Consider the following 18862-nt stretch of genomic DNA (forward strand, 5'->3'; position numbering starts at 1 on the left):
TATGTTGGGTTCAGGGCTAAATTGAGCGCCAAACTCTTCGATCAACGAGGCAATAGTAAAGGATGAATCAATGGGTCAGTCTGTGGCGAATCTAGTCGATATGCGCGATGTCAGCTTTTCCCGAGGTGACCGCTGCATCTTTGATAATATTTCCCTGACGGTGCCGCGTGGTAAGGTGACGGCGATCATGGGGCCATCAGGCATCGGCAAAACGACGCTGCTGCGTCTGATTGGCGGACAAATCTCCCCGAATAAGGGCAAGATCCTGTTTGACGGCGAAAACGTCCCAGCCATGTCCCGTTCGCGTTTATTTACCGTGCGTAAGCGTATGAGCATGCTGTTTCAGTCTGGTGCGCTGTTTACCGACATGAACGTGTTTGACAACGTCGCATATCCGTTGCGCGAACATACAACGCTACCTGCGCCGCTGTTGAAAAGCACGGTAATGATGAAACTCGAGGCCGTCGGGCTGCGGGGCGCGGCAAAACTAATGCCTTCTGAATTATCCGGTGGGATGGCGCGTCGCGCTGCGTTAGCGCGTGCTATCGCGCTGGAGCCTGACCTCATTATGTTTGATGAGCCGTTCGTTGGCCAGGATCCCATTACCATGGGCGTGCTGGTGAAGCTGATTTCAGAACTGAACAGCGCACTGGGCGTCACCTGTGTGGTGGTTTCTCATGATGTGCCAGAGGTGCTGAGTATTGCGGATTACGCCTATATAATGGCGGACAAAAAAATTGTGGCCTACGGTAGTGCTCAGGCGCTGCAAGAAAATGCCGATCCGCGAGTGCGTCAGTTCCTCGACGGCATTGCCGATGGACCGGTTCCGTTCCGTTACCCGGCGGGTGACTACCATATCGATTTACTCTAAACAGGGAGTTAAGCCACCCATGTTGTTAAATGCGCTGGCATCACTCGGACATCGGGGAATAAAAACCCTCAGGACGTTCGGGCGAGCCGGATTAATGTTGTTCAATGCGGTTGTCGGCAAACCGGAGTTTCGCAAACATGCGCCGCTGCTGATACGCCAGCTCTATAATGTCGGCGTCTTATCGATGCTGATCATTATTGTTTCAGGCGTGTTCATCGGTATGGTGCTGGGATTGCAGGGATACCTGGTGCTGACGACCTACAGCGCGGAAACCAGCCTCGGTATGCTGGTGGCGCTGTCATTGCTACGTGAGCTGGGGCCGGTGGTTGCGGCACTGTTGTTCGCTGGGCGGGCCGGTTCGGCCTTAACTGCAGAGATTGGTCTGATGCGAGCGACCGAGCAGCTTTCCAGTCTGGAAATGATGGCCGTCGATCCACTGCGCCGGGTGATCTCTCCACGTTTTTGGGCCGGTGTCATTTCATTGCCGCTGCTGACGATTATATTTGTCGCCGTGGGGATCTGGGGTGGTTCACTGGTTGGCGTAAGCTGGAAAGGTATTGATGCCGGCTTTTTCTGGTCGGCTATGCAAAATGCCGTCGACTGGCGTCTGGACCTGGTCAACTGTCTGATTAAGAGCGTGGTGTTCGCCATTACGGTCACATGGATTGCATTGTTCAATGGTTATGATGCGATCCCGACCTCTGCCGGGATTAGCCGGGCAACGACACGCACCGTTGTGCACGCCTCTCTTGCCGTTCTGGGGCTGGATTTTGTGCTGACCGCACTGATGTTTGGGAATTGAGTTCATGCAAACGAAAAAAAATGAAATTTGGGTCGGGTTATTCCTGCTGGTGGCGCTGTTGGCTGCGCTGTTTGTCTGCCTGAAGGCGGCGAACGTTACCTCCATGCGTACTGAGCCGACTTATACGATTTATGCGACTTTTGATAACATCGGCGGCCTGAGAGAGCGTTCTCCGGTGCGGATTGGCGGGGTCGTCGTTGGACGCGTAGCGGACATCTCGTTAGATCCGAAAACGTACCTGCCGCGCGTGACGCTGGAAATCGAATCGCGTTTTAACCATATTCCTGACACCAGTTCTCTGAGCATCCGTACTTCCGGTCTGCTGGGCGAGCAGTATCTGGCACTGAACGTGGGTTTTGAAGATCCTGAGTTGGGAACGTCTATCCTCAAAGATGGCAGTACGATTCAGGACACGAAATCTGCGATGGTACTGGAGGATATGATTGGTCAGTTCCTTTACAACAGCAACAGTAAAGGTGACGACAATAAGAATTCTGGCGATGCGCCAGCCGCAACTGAAGGCAATAATGAAGCCACTACGCCTGCGGGCGCAACGAAATAATCTCAGGAGAATCGACGTATGTTTAAACGATTGATGATGGTGGCTATGCTTGTCATTGCCCCACTTAGCGCGGCAACCGCAGCGGACCAGACGAATCCGTATAAACTGATGAATGAGGCCGCGCAGAAGACGTTTGACCGTCTGAAGAACGAACAACCTAAAATTCGTTCCAACCCGGATTACCTGCGTCAGGTTGTCGATCAGGAACTGTTGCCTTATGTGCAGGTTAAATATGCTGGCGCGCTGGTACTGGGCCGTTACTACAAAGATGCCACTCCCGCTCAGCGTGACGCCTATTTCGCCGCATTCCGTGAATATCTGAAGCAGGCTTACGGTCAGGCGCTGGCGATGTACCATGGCCAGACCTATCAGATTGCCCCAGAGCAGCCGCTGGGCGATGCGACTATCGTTCCTATCCGCGTAACTATCATCGATCCAAACGGTCGTCCTCCGGTGCGTCTGGATTTCCAGTGGCGTAAAAATTCTCAGACCGGTAACTGGCAGGCGTATGACATGATTGCTGAAGGCGTAAGTATGATCACCACCAAACAAAATGAGTGGAGCGACCTGCTGCGTACGAAAGGTATTGATGGCCTGACTGCTCAGTTGAAATCAATTTCTCAGCAGAAAATTACTCTGGAAGAGAAAAAATAATGACGCAATCACTCACCTGGACGCGTGAAGGCGACAAGCTGGTGCTGGTGGGCGAGCTGGATCAGGACGTATTAAATCCATTATGGGATGCACGAGTTGAGGCGATGAAGGGAGTATCCTGCATCGACCTGAACCAGGTTTCCCGGGTCGATACCGGTGGTCTGGCATTACTGCTGCACCTGATTAATCAGGGCAAGCAGCAGGGGAACGGTGTTTCGCTCGCTGGCGTTAACGATAAAGTGTACACGCTGGCGCAGCTTTACAATTTGCCTGACGACGTTCTTCCGCGTTAATTTTTTCAGGCCGGATAAGGGCTTGTGCCGTCATCCGGTAACCCCTCTGCGAGGGATCTGCCTCTAAAGCCTTGTCTGATTTATCAGCGAGGCTTTTTGCTTATTTATGACAGCGCCACTTTGCTCTAAGATGTTGGGCTGTTTTCACTATCTGACGAATGAAGAGCCCATGGAAAATAATGAAATTCAGAGCGTGCTGATGAATGCACTCTCCCTCCAGGAAGTCCACGTTTCTGGCGACGGCAGTCACTTTCAGGTTATTGCCGTGGGTGAGATGTTTGAAGGCATGAGCCGGGTCAAGAAGCAGCAAACAGTCTATGGCCCGTTGATGGAGTACATTGCGGACAACCGCATTCATGCCGTGTCGATTAAGGCCTTTACCCCAGCAGAATGGGCGCGCGATCGCAAACTTAACGGTTTTTGAGCTACGGGTGATGTGCCGGTAGCGAAGATAAATTCTTAACAGAGAACAGAATAATGGATAAATTTCGTGTTCAGGGGCCAACCAAGCTCCAGGGCGAAGTCACAATTTCAGGCGCTAAAAATGCTGCACTGCCGATCCTGTTTGCGGCGCTGCTGGCTGAAGAACCTGTAGAGATCCAAAACGTCCCGAAACTTAAGGACGTTGACACCTCAATGAAGCTGCTGAGCCAGCTGGGTGCGAAAGTTGAACGTAATGGTTCGGTGCACATTGATGCGCGCGACGTGAACGTTTTCTGTGCGCCGTACGATCTGGTGAAAACCATGCGTGCGTCCATCTGGGCGCTCGGGCCGCTGGTTGCTCGCTTTGGCCAGGGCCAGGTTTCACTGCCGGGCGGCTGCACCATTGGTGCGCGTCCGGTTGACCTGCACATTACCGGTCTGGAGCAGTTAGGCGCGACAATCAAGCTCGAAGAAGGCTATGTGAAAGCGTCCGTTGATGGCCGCCTGAAAGGCGCGCACATCGTCATGGACAAAGTAAGCGTCGGTGCGACTGTTACTATCATGTGCGCAGCAACGCTTGCCGAAGGCACGACCATCATCGAAAACGCCGCACGTGAGCCGGAAATTGTCGATACCGCGAATTTCCTGATTGCGCTGGGTGCGAAGATCACCGGTCAGGGTACCGATCGCATTACTATCGAAGGCGTAGAACGTCTTGGTGGCGGCGTTTACCGCGTTCTGCCAGACCGTATCGAAACCGGTACCTTCCTGGTCGCAGCGGCAATTTCTCGTGGCAAAATCATCTGCCGTAATGCACAGCCAGACACGCTGGATGCCGTTCTGGCGAAGCTGCGTGATGCGGGGGCGGATATCGAAGTCGGCGACGACTGGATAAGCCTCGATATGCACGGTAAACGTCCGAAAGCGGTCAATGTGCGCACTGCGCCGCATCCGGCGTTCCCAACCGATATGCAGGCTCAGTTCACGCTGCTGAACCTGGTGGCAGAAGGGACGGGCTTCATCACGGAAACCGTGTTTGAGAACCGCTTTATGCATGTGCCTGAGCTGAGCCGTATGGGCGCTCATGCAGAAATCGAAAGCAATACTGTGATTTGCCACGGCGTGGAAACGCTCTCTGGCGCACAGGTTATGGCGACCGATCTGCGTGCATCCGCAAGCCTGGTCCTCGCAGGATGTATTGCTGAAGGGACGACGGTAGTCGACCGTATTTATCATATCGATCGCGGCTATGAGCGTATCGAAGATAAGCTGCGCGCGCTGGGCGCAAACATTGAGCGCGTGAAAGGCGAGTAATCGTCTACGTCTCTTGTAACCCCCAGTTCAGTTGGCCGGGGGTTACTGCTCAATGTTCATTCCGGATTCTGTTTCTCTCTGCGACTCCTCATCATCCGCGTTCTGTCAATGAACTCATGCGTTTTGGCATCGTGATAGCGTGACGGCCAAATCACCCAGGGATCAGTTCCCAGTGCCCGGGCGATAATCAACTCACCTTTTGGCCATGGCCTGGTTAACGCATTGGCCAGCGTTGATGAGCTCAACCCATTCTTACGTGATTCAGCGGCCATTGAGGTTCCTTTCTTGCGCAGTCCGGCGATGATGTCGGCCGGATGCCAGTCAATCAGCTTGCTTTCCATAAATTCATCTCTCCTTTGGTTAACGACTTACGGTTCCACGATCGGTTGTGGCAACACTATAACGCCCGGAGAATGAATGTTCTAAAATGTTCACTTAAAGAGCGTGTACATTCAGAATATATCAAGGTTATTTGTTGTTTTTAGGAAGATTATATTTGTTATTGGAGTTTATAAGAACATCCCGTGCAAGGCACGGGATGATAAAGGAGGGGGCTGGAAGGAATTAACGGTCGCGCTGTACGGCGATATGCGCCAGACCAATCAGCGCTTCTCTCCACGGCGTATCTGGTAGCACCTGTAACGCAGCGATGGCTTTATCAGCCTCTTCTTCTGCACGTTGGCGAGTCCACTCCAGAGAACCACAGGCGTTCATCGCTTCCAGAACCGGCTCCAGAAGGTGACGGCCATTACCTTGCTCAATGGCCTGGCGGATCATTTGCGCTTGTTCTGGCGTACCGTGGCGCATGGCATGCAGCAGCGGCAGCGTAGGTTTGCCTTCGTTGAGGTCATCACCAACGTTTTTACCCAGTTGCTCGCCATCTGCGCTGTAATCCAGCAAATCGTCAATTAACTGGAAAGCTGTACCGAGATAACGGCCGTAATCCTGCAATCCTTTCTCTTGTTCTTCGCTGCAACCAGCCAGAATGCCAGAGCATTGGGCCGCTGCCTCAAACAAACGCGCGGTCTTACTGTAGATGACGCGCATATAGTTTTCTTCGGTGATGTCCGGATCGTTGACGTTCATCAACTGTAAGACTTCACCTTCGGCGATGACGTTGACCGCTTTCGACATGACTTCCAGCACTTTCAGCGAACCGAGGCTGGTCATCATCTGAAAAGCACGGGTATAGATAAAATCGCCGACCAGCACGCTGGCCGCATTACCAAAGGCCGCATTCGCCGTGGCTTTCCCGCGACGCATGTCAGATTCATCCACAACATCGTCGTGTAACAGGGTCGCGGTGTGGATAAACTCGATCAGGGCCGCAATCGTGACGTGTGCATTTTCCTGGTAGCCAACGGCACGCGCGGCGAGTACGGCGATCATTGGGCGAATGCGTTTTCCGCCGCCGCTAACGATGTAGTACCCCAGTTGATTGATCAACTGGACGTCGGAATTGAGCTGTTCAAGGATTGTCGCATTGACCCCCGCCATATCTTGCGCGGTTAACTCATTGATTTTTTCTAAATTCATCGCAAAAGCCGGGCTTCTCGCCCCGATTACCTTACTGTATGAAAAGGTAACGTCGGGTTTAGGGTTATAAATATATGCTGATTGTACTGAAAAAACGCCGTAGATAAACGTTACCGTACGTGTTGTGTTTTTTTTCTTCATGTATTGACGGTAGCACTTGTCAAAGGCTCGCGTTTTGCGTAATATTCGCGCCCTATTGTGAATATTTATAGCGCACTCTGAATCATCAAAAAGGTGTGCGCGGAAGCGGAGTTTTTTATGTACGCGGTTTTCCAAAGTGGTGGTAAACAACACCGAGTAAGCGAAGGTCAGACCGTTCGCCTGGAAAAGCTGGACATCGCAACTGGCGAATCTGTTGAATTCGCTGAAGTTCTGATGATCGCAAACGGTGAAGAAGTCAAAATCGGCGTTCCTTTCGTTGATGGCGGCGTTATCAAAGCTGAAGTTGTTGCTCACGGTCGTGGCGAGAAAGTTAAAATTGTTAAGTTTCGTCGTCGTAAACACTACCGTAAGCAGCAGGGCCATCGTCAGTGGTTCACTGATGTGAAAATCACTGGCATCAGCGCTTAAGTTAAGGGGAGCAGATTAAATGGCACATAAAAAGGCTGGCGGCTCGACTCGTAACGGTCGCGATTCAGAAGCTAAACGTCTGGGCGTAAAACGCTTCGGCGGTGAAACAGTTCTGGCTGGTAGCATCATCGTTCGTCAACGTGGTACTAAATTCCACGCTGGCTCCAACGTTGGTTGCGGCAAAGACCACACTCTGTTTGCTAAAGCAGACGGTAAAGTGAAATTTGAAGTGAAAGGCCCGAAAAACCGTAAATTCATCAGCATCGTTGCTGAATAAGTTTTTCGCGTCCCGGTAACGGATAAAAGCCCCGCAACACGTTGCGGGGCTTTTTACATTCGACGGCCGGTAAATACGCTCGTCGCGCCGTGACAACCCGGAAACGAGCCCTTGCAGGGAATACGGTATGAAGCAGCAGGCAGGCATTGGTATTCTGTTAGCACTCACAACGGCAGTATGTTGGGGGGCTTTGCCAATAGCAATGAAGCAAGTGCTGGAGGTGATGGAGCCTCCTACCGTGGTGTTTTACCGTTTTTTAATGGCAAGTATTGGCCTTGGCGCTATTCTTGCGGTTAAAAAAAAGCTCCCTCCATTGCGTATTTTTCGCAAAGCGCGTTGGCTGGTACTGCTGGCTATCGCTACCGGTGGGCTGTTCGGTAACTTCATTCTGTTTAGTTCATCCTTGCAATATTTGAGCCCAACGGCTTCGCAGGTTATCGGTCAACTGTCACCGGTTGGTATGATGATCGCCAGCGTCTTTATCCTGAAAGAAAAGATGCGCGGCACGCAGGTGATTGGCGCCATTATGCTTCTGAGCGGACTGGTCCTGTTTTTTAATACTAGTCTGATCGAAATTTTTACCCGGCTCACCGATTACACCTGGGGCGTTATCTTTGGTGTCGGTGCGGCAATGGTTTGGGTGAGCTATGGGGTCGCGCAAAAGGTGTTATTGCGTCGGCTGGCATCACCGCAGATCCTGTTTTTGCTGTACACTTTATGTACGATTGCGTTATTGCCGCTGGCTAAACCCGGTGTCATCACGCAGCTCAGCGACTGGCAGCTGGCATGCCTTGTATTCTGCGGCCTGAATACGCTGGTAGGATACGGTGCTCTCGCGGAAGCGATGGCGCGTTGGCAGGCGGCGCAGGTGAGTGCCATTATTACGCTCACACCGCTGTTTACGTTGTTATTTTCAGATTTATTATCACTGGCCTGGCCCGATTTCTTCGCCAGACCGATGCTAAACCTATTAGGTTATCTCGGTGCGTTTATCGTGGTTGCGGGCGCGATGTATTCCGCCATTGGTCATCGAATTTGGGGCGGTTTACGTAAGCATGAAACGGTGGTTTCGCAACCCCGCTCAGGCGAATGATTTACGGAGAGTAAAATGAAGTTTGTTGATGAAGCATCGATTCTGGTCGTTGCAGGTGATGGCGGTAATGGTTGCGTCAGCTTCCGCCGCGAAAAATACATCCCAAAAGGCGGTCCGGACGGTGGTGACGGCGGTGATGGCGGTGACGTTTGGCTGGAAGCCGACGAGAACCTGAACACGCTGATTGATTACCGTTTTGAAAAATCATTCCGTGCGGAACGTGGTCAGAATGGCGCGAGTCGTGATTGCACCGGTAAGCGTGGTAAAGATGTCACGATTAAAGTGCCTGTCGGTACACGTGTTATCGACCAGGGCACGGGCGAAACCATGGGCGACATGACTAAACATGGTCAGCGTCTGATGGTCGCTAAAGGCGGCTGGCACGGTCTGGGTAACACCCGTTTCAAATCCTCGGTCAACCGTACTCCGCGTCAGAAAACAATGGGGACGCCGGGCGATAAGCGCGATCTGATGCTCGAGCTGATGCTGCTGGCAGACGTGGGTATGCTGGGTATGCCAAACGCCGGTAAATCGACGTTTATCCGTGCAGTATCTGCGGCGAAGCCGAAAGTCGCTGATTATCCGTTCACCACCCTGGTACCAAGCCTGGGTGTAGTGCGTATGGACAATGAAAAGAGCTTCGTGGTTGCCGATATCCCGGGGCTGATTGAAGGTGCGGCTGAAGGCGCTGGTCTGGGTATCCGCTTCCTGAAACATCTGGAACGTTGCCGCGTGTTGCTGCACCTCATCGATATCGATCCGATTGACGGTTCCGATCCGGTAGAAAACGCCCGTATCATTATTGGCGAACTGGAAAAATACAGTCAGGATCTGGCGTCTAAACCGCGCTGGTTAGTGTTCAACAAAATTGATTTGATGGACAAGTCTGAAGCGGAAGAGAAAGCGAAAGCTATCGCCGAAGCGTTGGGCTGGGAAGGTAAATATTATCTGATCTCTGCCGCCAGCCAGCTGGGCGTGAAGGATCTTTGCTGGGATGTGATGACCTTTATCATCGAGAACCCGATTGTTCAGGCTGAAGAAGCGAAACAGCCAGAGAAAGTTGAGTTCATGTGGGATGATTACCATCGCCAGCAGCTCGCTGAAGTCGAAGACGAAGCGGAAGATGACTGGGATGACGATTGGGACGAAGACGACGAAGAAGGCGTTGAGTTCATCTACAAGCGTTAATCGCATTAAAAACCCCGGCCATGCTGCCGGGGTTTTTGTTTCCAGTTTGCGTAGGTCGGATAAGCGCAAGCGCCATCCGCCATCTTCAAAATCTAGTTATTCTGATAAATGTCCTTGTACAACCGGCTCTCGAAGCGTACTAGCGGAATTCGGCGATTACGTTGGTCAGCCGGCTCTACCGCATAACCAGACAAATACTGCACAAATGCCATACGTTGACCGCTTGCCGTAGTGATAAAGCCCGCAAGGTTATAGACCCCCTGCAAAGAGCCTGTCTTCGCCGATACTTTGCCATCCACACCAGCCTGATGCAGACCCGCACGATATTGCAAAGAGCCATCATGGCCCGCCAGCGGCAACATGGTGATAAAGTTCAACTCGTTATCGTGCTGAGCAATATATTGCAGTACCTGCATCATGGTCGCAGGAGCAATCAGGTTATGGCGGGAGAGTCCAGAACCATCGGCAATAATCGTGTTGCCGATATCAACGCCCGCTTGCTGACGCAAAATCTGGCGCACGGCATCAGAACCTGCTCGCCAGGTGCCCGGCACGTTAAATCGCGCATGACCAATCATGCGAAAAACGGTATCGGCAATCATGTTGTCCGATTTTTTCAGCATAATCTTAAGCAGGTCATGCAGCGGCGCTGACTGCTTACTGGCGACCACGGTTCCCGGTGTGTTGACCTGCGTCTGGCGCAGCAGAGTACCGCTGTAAGTGATCCCTGCTTGTTTTAGCTCATCTTTGAGAATCGCCCCGGCATAACTGGCGCCGTCTTGAATGGCGAACGCCAGCGGCAGCGGATCGGCACGTTGTGGCAGACATCCGGTCAACGTAAAGCGGTTGAGATCGCCAGGCACCACGTCCAGTTCACAATATTGCGCTTCGGCAGAGCCTCGAGCGAGAGTTCGCACCTGGCTGAACATGGTGACCGGGTAATAAGATGCCACGCGGATAAACGCGAGATCGTTAGGTTTTTGCGCGCTGTAGAGTGAAACAGAGAAACAGTTACGATCGACAATGGCTGCTGCGGGCGGTGCGCTAAAACACTGCGTCATGTCGTTCCAGGGCCAGCCAGGAGCTTTATCATGACTGGCGAAAATAGAGGTATCGATCAGGACATTTCCGGCAATTTGCGTCACGCCTGATTTTTTCAGGGTTGCCACCATATTGCGGATATCCTGACGTTTTAGCGTCGGATCGGCACCAAATCGCGCCACTAAGTCACCTTTTAATACCCCGTTTTCCACGTTGCCTTTAGTTTCAAGCGTGGTGGTAAAACGAAAGTCAGGCCCGAGCTGAATCAATGCCGCCAGCGCGGTGATCACTTTCTGGGTACTGGCGGGGAGTGCCATCTGCTGGCTATGAAAATCAATAGCAGGAGCAGGTGCGCCAACCTTCTGTACCATGAGGGCGAGGTTGGCTCCGGCAGGGAGCTGATTGATATACTCGTCGACGTTCGCGGCCTGAACGCTGAACGCTATACTGGCAGTCAATCCAATGGTAAATCTGGAAAATCGCATAATCTCGCGCTAACAACCTGGAAACAGGCCGTCATACTACGGCGCAACGCCCCAAAAAGTAAACGATGACCCATCGGGAACTCCAGGGTAAAATGATCATCAAATAGAGAATTGTAGCTGACCTGGGACCCTGAGCCCCGGGTCGGTATTTTTTTGCTTCTGACTCTGGCATGGCGTATGCCAGAGTGTGCTTAGCAGCCGGGGTGAGAGCAACCGCCCCCTACAGGAATGTTCAAGAGGTATAACAAATGCAAGCTATCCCGATGACCTTACGTGGTGCTGAAAAACTGCGCGAAGAGCTGGATTTTCTGAAATCTGTGCGCCGTCCTGAAATCATTGCCGCTATTGCAGATGCGCGTGAGCATGGCGACCTGAAAGAAAATGCGGAGTACCACGCGGCGCGTGAACAACAGGGGTTCTGCGAAGGGCGCATCAAAGATATCGAAGCTAAACTGTCCAACGCGCAGGTTATCGACGTCACTAAAATGCCGAACAATGGCCGCGTCGTTTTCGGTGCGACGGTTACCGTGCTGAATCTTGATAACGACGAAGAGCAGACCTGGCGTATTGTCGGCGATGATGAAGCCGATTTTAAACAGAACCTGATTTCGGTGAACTCGCCTATCGCTCGTGGCCTGATTGGCAAAGAGCAGGATGACGTGGTGGTTATCAAAACGCCGGGCGGTGAAGTTGAATATGAAGTGACGAAGGTCGAATACCTGTAAGAATTTCCCAATACTCAAGATGTTGATGTATTGTAAAGAAAGGAAAAAGGCCGCATAGCGGCCTTTTATCAACGAAGAGAGCGTGGCATTTTGCTCTCCTGCTAGCGGAAAATCCCGCGTTTTACACAAACTTCGTGTGCAACTTTGGGATATTCTTAGCGTGGCAGCGAGATTTTACGTTCTTTAGTCGGGCGATACAGTACCAGCGTTTTGCCGATGACCTGTACGTTACAGGCGCCGGTTTCGCGTACGATAGCTTCCACGATCAAGGTTTTGGTATCGCGATCTTCCGAGGCGATTTTCACCTTGATAAGTTCATGGTGCTCTAACGCTTGTTCAATCTCGGCCAGTACCCCTTCGGTCAAACCATTGTTGCCAAGCATAACTACAGGCTTGAGCGGATGTGCCAGACCTTTCAGGTGCTGTTTTTGTTTAGTACTCAGATTCATCGTATATTTTTGCTTACGTTGGGATTGAAAACGGGTCATTCTACCGCCATCTCCCATATATCGCCAAATAGCTGTGTAGAAATTTACACCATTGGTTACGATGAACTGCCCTTTGGGAATGTGAAATGACAGGTAAAAAGCGTTCTGCCAGCTCGAGTCGCTGGCTTCAGGAACACTTTAGCGATAAATATGTTCAACAGGCGCAGAAAAAGGGGTTACGTTCCCGTGCCTGGTTTAAACTTGATGAAATACAGCAAAGTGACAAAATTTTTAAACCGGGGATGACGATTGTTGATCTCGGTGCTGCACCCGGTGGTTGGTCGCAATATGCGGTTACGCAGATCGGCAACACTGGCCGCATTATCGCTTGCGATCTTTTACCTATGGATCCAATCGTTGGTGTGGACTTCCTTCAGGGCGACTTTCGTGATGAATTAGTCCTGAAAGCGTTACTTGAGCGCGTAGGTGACAGTAAAGTACAAGTTGTCATGTCTGATATGGCGCCAAATATGTGTGGAACACCGGCGGTGGACATTCCCCGGGCCATGTATCTGGTAGAGCTGGCGCTTGGAATGGCTCGTGATGTATTAGCGCCAGGTGGTAGTTTTGTAGTGAAGGTGTTCCAGGGCGAAGGCTTCGATGAGTATCTAAGAGAGATTCGCTCCCTGTTTACGAAGGTCAAAGTTCGTAAGCCGGACTCTTCTCGCGCCCGTTCGCGTGAAGTGTATATTGTAGCGACCGGGCGTAAACCATAACCGGTAGATTTCAAACGAAAGTTTGAAAGAAACTGGATATAGAGTATCCTGACGCTGTTTTTAACACAGTTGTAATATGAGGTTAATCCCTTGAGTGACATGGCGAAAAACCTAATTCTCTGGCTGGTCATTGCCGTTGTGCTGATGTCAGTATTCCAGAGCTTTGGGCCCAGCGAGTCTAATGGCCGTAAGGTTGATTACTCTACCTTCCTGCAAGAGGTCAATCAGGACCAGGTTCGTGAAGCGAAGATCAACGGACGTGAGATTAACGTTACCAAGAAAGATAGTAACCGTTACACGACCTACATTCCGGTTAACGATCCGAAGCTGCTTGATAACCTGCTGACCAAAAACGTCAAGGTTGTTGGCGAACCGCCTGAAGAGCCGAGCCTGCTGGCTTCTATCTTCATTTCCTGGTTCCCAATGCTGCTGCTGATTGGTGTCTGGATCTTCTTCATGCGTCAAATGCAGGGCGGTGGTGGCAAAGGTGCCATGTCGTTCGGTAAGAGCAAAGCGCGCATGCTAACGGAAGATCAGATCAAAACTACTTTTGCTGACGTTGCTGGTTGTGACGAAGCAAAAGAAGAAGTTGCTGAACTGGTTGAGTATCTGCGCGAACCGAGCCGTTTCCAGAAGCTGGGCGGTAAAATCCCGAAAGGCGTCCTGATGGTCGGTCCTCCGGGTACAGGTAAAACTCTGCTGGCAAAAGCTATCGCAGGTGAGGCGAAGGTTCCTTTCTTCACAATTTCCGGTTCTGATTTCGTGGAAATGTTCGTCGGTGTTGGTGCATCTCGTGTGCGTGACATGTTCGAACAAGCCAAGAAAGCGGCACCGTGCATCATCTTTATCGATGAAATCGACGCCGTAGGTCGCCAGCGTGGCGCAGGTCTGGGCGGTGGTCACGATGAACGTGAGCAGACGCTGAACCAGATGCTGGTTGAGATGGACGGCTTCGAAGGTAACGAAGGTATTATCGTTATCGCGGCAACTAACCGTCCGGACGTACTTGACCCTGCGCTGTTGCGTCCAGGCCGTTTCGACCGTCAGGTTGTGGTTGGTCTGCCGGACGTTCGCGGTCGTGAACAGATCCTGAAAGTGCATATGCGTCGCGTACCGCTGTCTCCGGATATCGATGCGGCAATCATTGCACGTGGTACGCCAGGCTTCTCTGGTGCGGACCTCGCGAACCTGGTGAACGAAGCGGCGCTGTTTGCTGCTCGCGGCAACAAGCGCGTCGTGTCGATGGTTGAGTTCGAGAAAGCGAAAGACAAAATCATGATGGGTGCGGAACGTCGCTCCATGGTGATGACGGAAGCGCAGAAAGAATCTACCGCGTACCACGAAGCAGGCCACGCGATTATCGGTCGCCTGGTACCGGAACACGATCCGGTGCACAAAGTGACGATTATCCCGCGCGGTCGTGCACTGGGTGTGACCTTCTTCCTGCCTGAAGGCGACGCAATTAGCGCCAGCCGTCAGAAACTGGAAAGCCAGATCTCCACGCTGTACGGCGGTCGTCTGGCGGAAGAGATCATCTACGGTGTTGAGCACGTTTCTACCGGTGCGTCGAACGACATTAAGGTCGCGACCAATCTGGCGCGTAACATGGTTACTCAGTGGGGCTTCTCCGAGAAACTCGGACCGTTGCTGTATGCTGAAGAAGAAGGCGAAGTGTTCCTGGGACGTTCTGTGGCGAAAGCTAAACATATGTCCGATGAAACGGCTCGCATTATCGATCAGGAAGTTAAACTGCTGATTGAACGTAACTATGACCGTGCGCGTCGTCTGTTGAATGAAAACATGGATATTCTGCACTCGATGAAAGATGCGCTCATGAAATATGAGACCATCGATGCACCGCAGATTGACGATTTGATGGCTCGCCGCGACGTGCGTCCGCCAGCGGGTTGGGAAGAACCGGGTTCTTCTAACAACAACTCTGGCAGCACCGGTAAGCCTAGCGCACCGCGTCCGGTTGATGAACCGCGTGCGCCGGACTCTGGCACCATGTCAGAGCAACTGGGCGACAAATAAGTTATCGTTGATGATGACCGTGTTTTAATTGAAAACCCTGGGGCTTGCTCCGGGGTTTTTCTTATCTGCATATTCAAGATTTTTTCAGGGATAAAGCTATGAAACTCTTTGCTCAGGGTTCTTCACTGGATCTCAGCCATCCACATGTCATGGGGATTTTGAATGTCACCCCAGATTCTTTTTCCGATGGCGGGGCGCACAATTCTCTGGTTGAGGCGGTGAAACACGCCAACCTGATGATTAACGCCGGGGCGACTATCATTGATGTGGGTGGTGAATCCACGCGTCCAGGTGCTGCCGATGTGAGCGTCGAAGAAGAGTTGCAGCGAGTGATCCCGGTGGTGGAGGCGATTGCTCAGCGTTTTGAAGTGTGGATTTCTGTCGATACCTCAAAACCGGAAGTGATTCGCGAAAGCGCCAGAGCCGGCGCACATATCATTAATGACATTCGCTCACTCTCGGAACCCGGAGCGCTGGAAGCTGCAGCGGAATCCGGATTGCCAGTTTGCCTGATGCATATGCAGGGGCAGCCGAAAACCATGCAGGAAGCACCAAAATACGAGGATGTTTTTGCTGATGTAAATCGTTATTTTGTTGAGCAAATAGCGCGTTGTGAACGGGCTGGAATCACAAAAGATAAATTGTTGCTCGACCCCGGGTTCGGATTCGGTAAAAATCTCACCCACAACTACACATTACTGGCACGTCTGGCGGAGTTTCATCATTTTAATCTGCCGCTGCTGGTTGGAATGTCACGAAAATCAATGATTGGCCAACTGCTGAATGTGGGGCCATCCGAACGCCTGAGCGGCAGTCTGGCGTGCGCGGTCATTGCCGCAATGCAGGGGGCGCAGATTGTTCGTGTCCATGACGTCAAAGAAACCGTAGAAGCGATGCGTGTGGTGGAAGCCACATTGTCTGCAAAGGAAAAAAAACGCTATGAGTAATCGTAAATATTTTGGCACTGATGGAATTCGCGGACGCGTAGGCGACGCCCCTATTACTCCTGACTTTGTCCTTAAACTGGGGTGGGCTGCAGGTAAAGTGCTGGCACGTCATGGGTCACGTAAAATTATTATCGGTAAAGATACGCGTATCTCTGGCTATATGCTGGAGTCTGCGCTGGAAGCGGGTCTGGCTGCTGCCGGTCTTTCTGCCTCTTTCACGGGCCCAATGCCAACTCCTGCTGTTGCTTATCTGACTCGCGCTTTCCGTGCTGAGGCCGGGATTGTTATCTCTGCTTCGCACAACCCGTACTATGACAACGGGATTAAATTCTTCTCCATCGACGGGACTAAACTGCCGGATGCCGTTGAAGAAGCTATCGAAGCCGAAATGGAAAAAGCGATCACCTGTGTAGATTCGGCTGAGCTGGGTAAAGCTACCCGTATCGTTGATGCTGCTGGTCGCTATATCGAGTTTTGCAAAGGCACCTTCCCGAATGAGCTAAGCCTGAGTGAGCTTAAAATCGTGGTGGATTGCGCCAACGGTGCGACGTACCACATTGCGCCAAATGTACTGCGCGAGCTGGGTGCGAACGTGATTGCTATTGGCTGTGAGCCAAACGGCGTGAACATCAATGAAGAAGTTGGCGCCACCGACGTCCGTGCCCTGCAGGCGCGCGTGATTGCGGAAAAAGCCGATCTGGGGATAGCGCTGGACGGCGATGGCGACCGTGTCATTATGGTTGACCACGAAGGTAATAAGGTCGATGGCGATCAGATCATGTACATCATCGCTCGTGAAGCCCTGCGTCAGGGGCAGTTGCGCGGTGGCGCGGTAGGCACACTGATGAGCAACATGGGCCTCGAGCTGGCGTTGAAACAGCTGGGTATTCCGTTTGCCCGCGCGAAAGTCGGCGACCGCTACGTACTGGAAAAAATGCAGGAAAAAGGCTGGCGTATCGGTGCCGAAAACTCAGGCCATGTGATCCTGCTGGACAAAACCACCACTGGTGACGGCATCGTGGCGGGTTTGCAGGTCCTGGCGGCGATGGTGCGCAACCATATGAGTTTGCACGACCTGTGCAGCGGCATGAAAATGTTCCCACAACTGCTGGTTAACGTACGTTACACCGCAGGTGGCGGCGATCCGCTGGAGCATGAAAACGTAAAAGCGGTGATGACCGAAGTTGAAACGGCGCTGGGCAATCGTGGACGTGTCCTGCTGCGTAAATCAGGTACTGAACCGTTGATTCGCGTGATGGTTGAAGGTGAAGACGAAGCGCAGGTGACTGAATTCGCACACCGTATTGCAGATGCCGTGAAAGCAGTGTAATCACTTAAACAGCGAAAGCCGGAGTCAGAGACTCCGGCTTTTTTTTTACTGTACGGCAAGCGGCTGTTTACGTCTGCGCTGCCAGAAGTAACCGGCGACCATCAGCAGTACAAGGACTGCCAGCCACGGCAGTATTGCCAGCAAATGCCCTGACCGGGCAAAAGTCAACGCAATCATCAGTAACCAACCGCCCAGCATCGGAATTGCGGTGCGCTTAACAATATCGACTGGCGAAACGCCAGCGATTCCCGCGATAGCAATGATGACGCCGGCAATGGGAGATAACGTACGACCAATGCCCGCCGAGATCTGGATAGGCAACATCATGACTGCGATGTCGCTACCGATATGACGGCTGATGTCCGGTACCATTGGGGCGAATGAGAAAAATGCCGCGTTCCCGGAGCCCATCAGGGCGGAAATCGCAAAGGTGATCAGCGTCATTAGCAGGATAATCGAGGCGGCGCTGAGGCCAAATTCACCAGAAAGCGACAGTAGTGCGTCGACGGCGCCAATGGCTTTCAGTCCGGCAGAAAAAACTTCACCGGCGATAATCAGCGTCACCACGGTGGCAAATACGCTGCCCATGCTGTCGAAAACTTTTTGTACGCCGGCCATCACGTCGCGTGCCTTACGGTGGCGGCAGTACTCAAAGATCAGGGTAATGGCAAGACTTATCAGTACGGCGGTATCGAGCGTAATTTTGAGCGAGCTGAATACTAAATCGCTGCACACCAGCATCAACACCAGTGGGAGCATGGGCAGAAACAGCCAGGCGATCGGTGCATCGGCTTCATCGGAAGACGTTAGTGTTTGCATTTGCTGAGCCACATTGTCACCAATTTCACGACGGTCGAAAAAGCGTTGTACAACAATATGCAGCAGGGCGATGAACAGAATAACGGGGACAACTATTGGCAACTGATCCTGCACGAAATAATTCACCACCTCAATGCCGGCGGTTTTAGCGGCGAGAACTGAGTTGCCGGAACCCGGACCAAATTCAACCGCACAGGTGCTGGCGATAACGGCGGCAACGGCGGCGCGACTACAGCCAAGACGGGTCAGTAACGGGTAAAGCGTCGCCATCAACAGCAGGCCAAGTCCGGTGGCGCTGCTGATAAACAGCGACAGGAATTGGCCCAGTAGTAACGCCAGGCCCAACAGCAGGTACGGTGAGTTCAGACGCTGCAAAGGACGAGACGTTACCCGAACCAGCACCTGGCTTGCGCCAATGGCTGACATATAGGTGGCGAACCCACCGATCAGCATAATTTGCAGCCCGAGGCCGCCGAGACGCACGCTCAGGGTATCGCGGATAAACTCAAAGGCGTCAAAGGGACCAAATCCGGTGCTCTTTTTCACCAGGCTGCTGAGCGTGGTCATCCCGCTAAAATGCGCGATGAGCAGCAGCACAATCCCGGTCAGGAGCAGCACCGACTGGGGGTGATATTTTTTGAGGATCAGACGTCCGGCAAAAATGATGGCGAGTAGCGCCAATAATAATGACATT

At 52.3% G+C, this 18862-nt stretch carries 21 protein-coding genes; 16 read left to right on the forward strand and 5 right to left on the reverse strand.

Annotation, left to right across the window (positions count from 1 at the left end; translation table 11 throughout):
* Positions 1-70: 70 nt before the first annotated feature.
* The 7 genes from mlaF to murA all read left to right on the forward strand — a co-directional run bounded on the left by mlaF (position 71) and on the right by murA (position 4919).
* Entirely contained in the window at positions 71-871 is an 801-nt protein-coding gene (gene mlaF, locus OGX99_RS09290) for a phospholipid ABC transporter ATP-binding protein MlaF (RefSeq protein WP_286543302.1), read from the forward strand.
* 19 nt (positions 872-890) lie between these two features.
* The gene (gene mlaE, locus OGX99_RS09295) at positions 891-1673 is read left to right on the forward strand and encodes a lipid asymmetry maintenance ABC transporter permease subunit MlaE (RefSeq protein ID WP_003025053.1); all 783 of its coding nucleotides are present in this window, start codon (positions 891-893) and stop codon (positions 1671-1673) included.
* A 4-nt stretch (positions 1674-1677) separates the two neighbouring features.
* On the forward strand, positions 1678-2235 hold the full coding sequence (gene mlaD, locus OGX99_RS09300; protein ID WP_151217865.1) for an outer membrane lipid asymmetry maintenance protein MlaD: 558 nt from the start codon (positions 1678-1680) through the stop codon (positions 2233-2235).
* Between the two features lie 18 nt (positions 2236-2253).
* Positions 2254-2889 carry a phospholipid-binding protein MlaC gene (mlaC, locus tag OGX99_RS09305; RefSeq protein ID WP_043017796.1) on the forward strand — a complete coding sequence of 212 codons (636 nt, stop codon included), beginning with the start codon at positions 2254-2256 and terminating at the stop codon, positions 2887-2889.
* On the forward strand, positions 2889-3182 hold the full coding sequence (gene mlaB / locus OGX99_RS09310; protein ID WP_210905439.1) for a lipid asymmetry maintenance protein MlaB: 294 nt from the start codon (positions 2889-2891) through the stop codon (positions 3180-3182). The genes mlaC and mlaB overlap by 1 nt, the downstream gene beginning before the upstream one ends.
* 169 nt (positions 3183-3351) lie before the next feature.
* Positions 3352-3606 (forward strand): BolA family iron metabolism protein IbaG, encoded by a 255-nt coding sequence (gene ibaG, locus OGX99_RS09315; RefSeq protein WP_151217864.1) that lies wholly within the window; start codon positions 3352-3354, stop codon positions 3604-3606.
* A gap of 53 nt (positions 3607-3659) precedes the next feature.
* Positions 3660-4919, forward strand: a complete 1260-nt coding sequence (murA, locus tag OGX99_RS09320) for a UDP-N-acetylglucosamine 1-carboxyvinyltransferase (RefSeq protein WP_003839949.1) — start codon at positions 3660-3662, stop codon at positions 4917-4919.
* Positions 4920-4975: 56 nt separating this feature from the next.
* Here murA and sfsB read toward each other — a convergent pair whose 3' ends face one another.
* Complete coding sequence (gene sfsB, locus OGX99_RS09325) at positions 4976-5260, reverse strand: DNA-binding transcriptional regulator SfsB (protein WP_151217863.1); 285 nt, start codon at positions 5258-5260, stop codon at positions 4976-4978.
* Between the two features lie 223 nt (positions 5261-5483).
* On the reverse strand, positions 5484-6455 hold the full coding sequence (gene ispB, locus OGX99_RS09330) for an octaprenyl diphosphate synthase (protein WP_003025033.1): 972 nt from the start codon (positions 6453-6455) through the stop codon (positions 5484-5486).
* A 258-nt stretch (positions 6456-6713) separates the two neighbouring features.
* On the opposite strand from ispB, the gene rplU reads away from it, so the two are divergent.
* The 4 genes from rplU (at position 6714) to cgtA (ending at position 9583) form a co-directional block, all read left to right on the forward strand.
* Positions 6714-7025: a 50S ribosomal protein L21 gene (rplU, locus tag OGX99_RS09335; RefSeq protein WP_003025032.1), complete on the forward strand. Its 312-nt coding sequence runs from the start codon at positions 6714-6716 to the stop codon at positions 7023-7025.
* A gap of 19 nt (positions 7026-7044) precedes the next feature.
* Positions 7045-7302 (forward strand): 50S ribosomal protein L27, encoded by a 258-nt coding sequence (gene rpmA, locus OGX99_RS09340; protein ID WP_003025030.1) that lies wholly within the window; start codon positions 7045-7047, stop codon positions 7300-7302.
* 127 nt (positions 7303-7429) lie between these two features.
* Positions 7430-8395, forward strand: coding sequence for a DMT family transporter (locus tag OGX99_RS09345; protein ID WP_003025028.1), 966 nt, complete (start codon positions 7430-7432; stop codon positions 8393-8395).
* 15 nt (positions 8396-8410) lie between these two features.
* On the forward strand, positions 8411-9583 hold the full coding sequence (gene cgtA / locus OGX99_RS09350; RefSeq protein WP_151224426.1) for an Obg family GTPase CgtA: 1173 nt from the start codon (positions 8411-8413) through the stop codon (positions 9581-9583).
* Positions 9584-9675: 92 nt separating this feature from the next.
* Here cgtA and dacB read toward each other — a convergent pair whose 3' ends face one another.
* Positions 9676-11109 carry a serine-type D-Ala-D-Ala carboxypeptidase gene (gene dacB, locus OGX99_RS09355; RefSeq protein ID WP_151217861.1) on the reverse strand — a complete coding sequence of 478 codons (1434 nt, stop codon included), beginning with the start codon at positions 11107-11109 and terminating at the stop codon, positions 9676-9678.
* Positions 11110-11357: 248 nt separating this feature from the next.
* Between dacB and greA the strand changes: the two genes are divergently transcribed.
* A complete protein-coding gene (greA, locus tag OGX99_RS09360) occupies positions 11358-11834 on the forward strand; it encodes a transcription elongation factor GreA (protein WP_016154674.1) in 477 nt (158 codons plus the stop codon).
* 155 nt (positions 11835-11989) lie between these two features.
* Here the strand turns inward: greA and yhbY are convergent, their stop codons facing one another.
* Positions 11990-12283 (reverse strand): ribosome assembly RNA-binding protein YhbY, encoded by a 294-nt coding sequence (gene yhbY, locus OGX99_RS09365; RefSeq protein ID WP_003025016.1) that lies wholly within the window; start codon positions 12281-12283, stop codon positions 11990-11992.
* 125 nt (positions 12284-12408) lie between these two features.
* Here yhbY and rlmE point away from each other — a divergent pair, with 125 nt between their 5' ends.
* The 4 genes from rlmE (at position 12409) to glmM (ending at position 17349) form a co-directional block, all read left to right on the forward strand.
* Positions 12409-13038: a 23S rRNA (uridine(2552)-2'-O)-methyltransferase RlmE gene (gene rlmE, locus OGX99_RS09370; protein WP_003025015.1), complete on the forward strand. Its 630-nt coding sequence runs from the start codon at positions 12409-12411 to the stop codon at positions 13036-13038.
* Positions 13039-13137: 99 nt separating this feature from the next.
* Positions 13138-15072, forward strand: a complete 1935-nt coding sequence (ftsH, locus tag OGX99_RS09375) for an ATP-dependent zinc metalloprotease FtsH (RefSeq protein ID WP_043017790.1) — start codon at positions 13138-13140, stop codon at positions 15070-15072.
* Positions 15073-15170: 98 nt separating this feature from the next.
* Positions 15171-16019 carry a dihydropteroate synthase gene (gene folP, locus OGX99_RS09380; RefSeq protein ID WP_187260107.1) on the forward strand — a complete coding sequence of 283 codons (849 nt, stop codon included), beginning with the start codon at positions 15171-15173 and terminating at the stop codon, positions 16017-16019.
* On the forward strand, positions 16012-17349 hold the full coding sequence (gene glmM / locus OGX99_RS09385) for a phosphoglucosamine mutase (protein ID WP_151217859.1): 1338 nt from the start codon (positions 16012-16014) through the stop codon (positions 17347-17349). Before folP ends, glmM begins: the two co-directional genes overlap by 8 nt.
* Positions 17350-17394: 45 nt before the next feature.
* Here the strand turns inward: glmM and dcuC are convergent, their stop codons facing one another.
* Positions 17395-18861: a C4-dicarboxylate transporter DcuC gene (gene dcuC, locus OGX99_RS09390; RefSeq protein WP_151217858.1), complete on the reverse strand. Its 1467-nt coding sequence runs from the start codon at positions 18859-18861 to the stop codon at positions 17395-17397.
* Between the last annotated feature and the right edge of the window lies 1 nt (position 18862).

This window comes from Citrobacter sp. Cu096 (genome assembly GCF_030332285.1).
Taxonomy (GTDB): domain Bacteria; phylum Pseudomonadota; class Gammaproteobacteria; order Enterobacterales; family Enterobacteriaceae; genus Citrobacter; species Citrobacter meridianamericanus.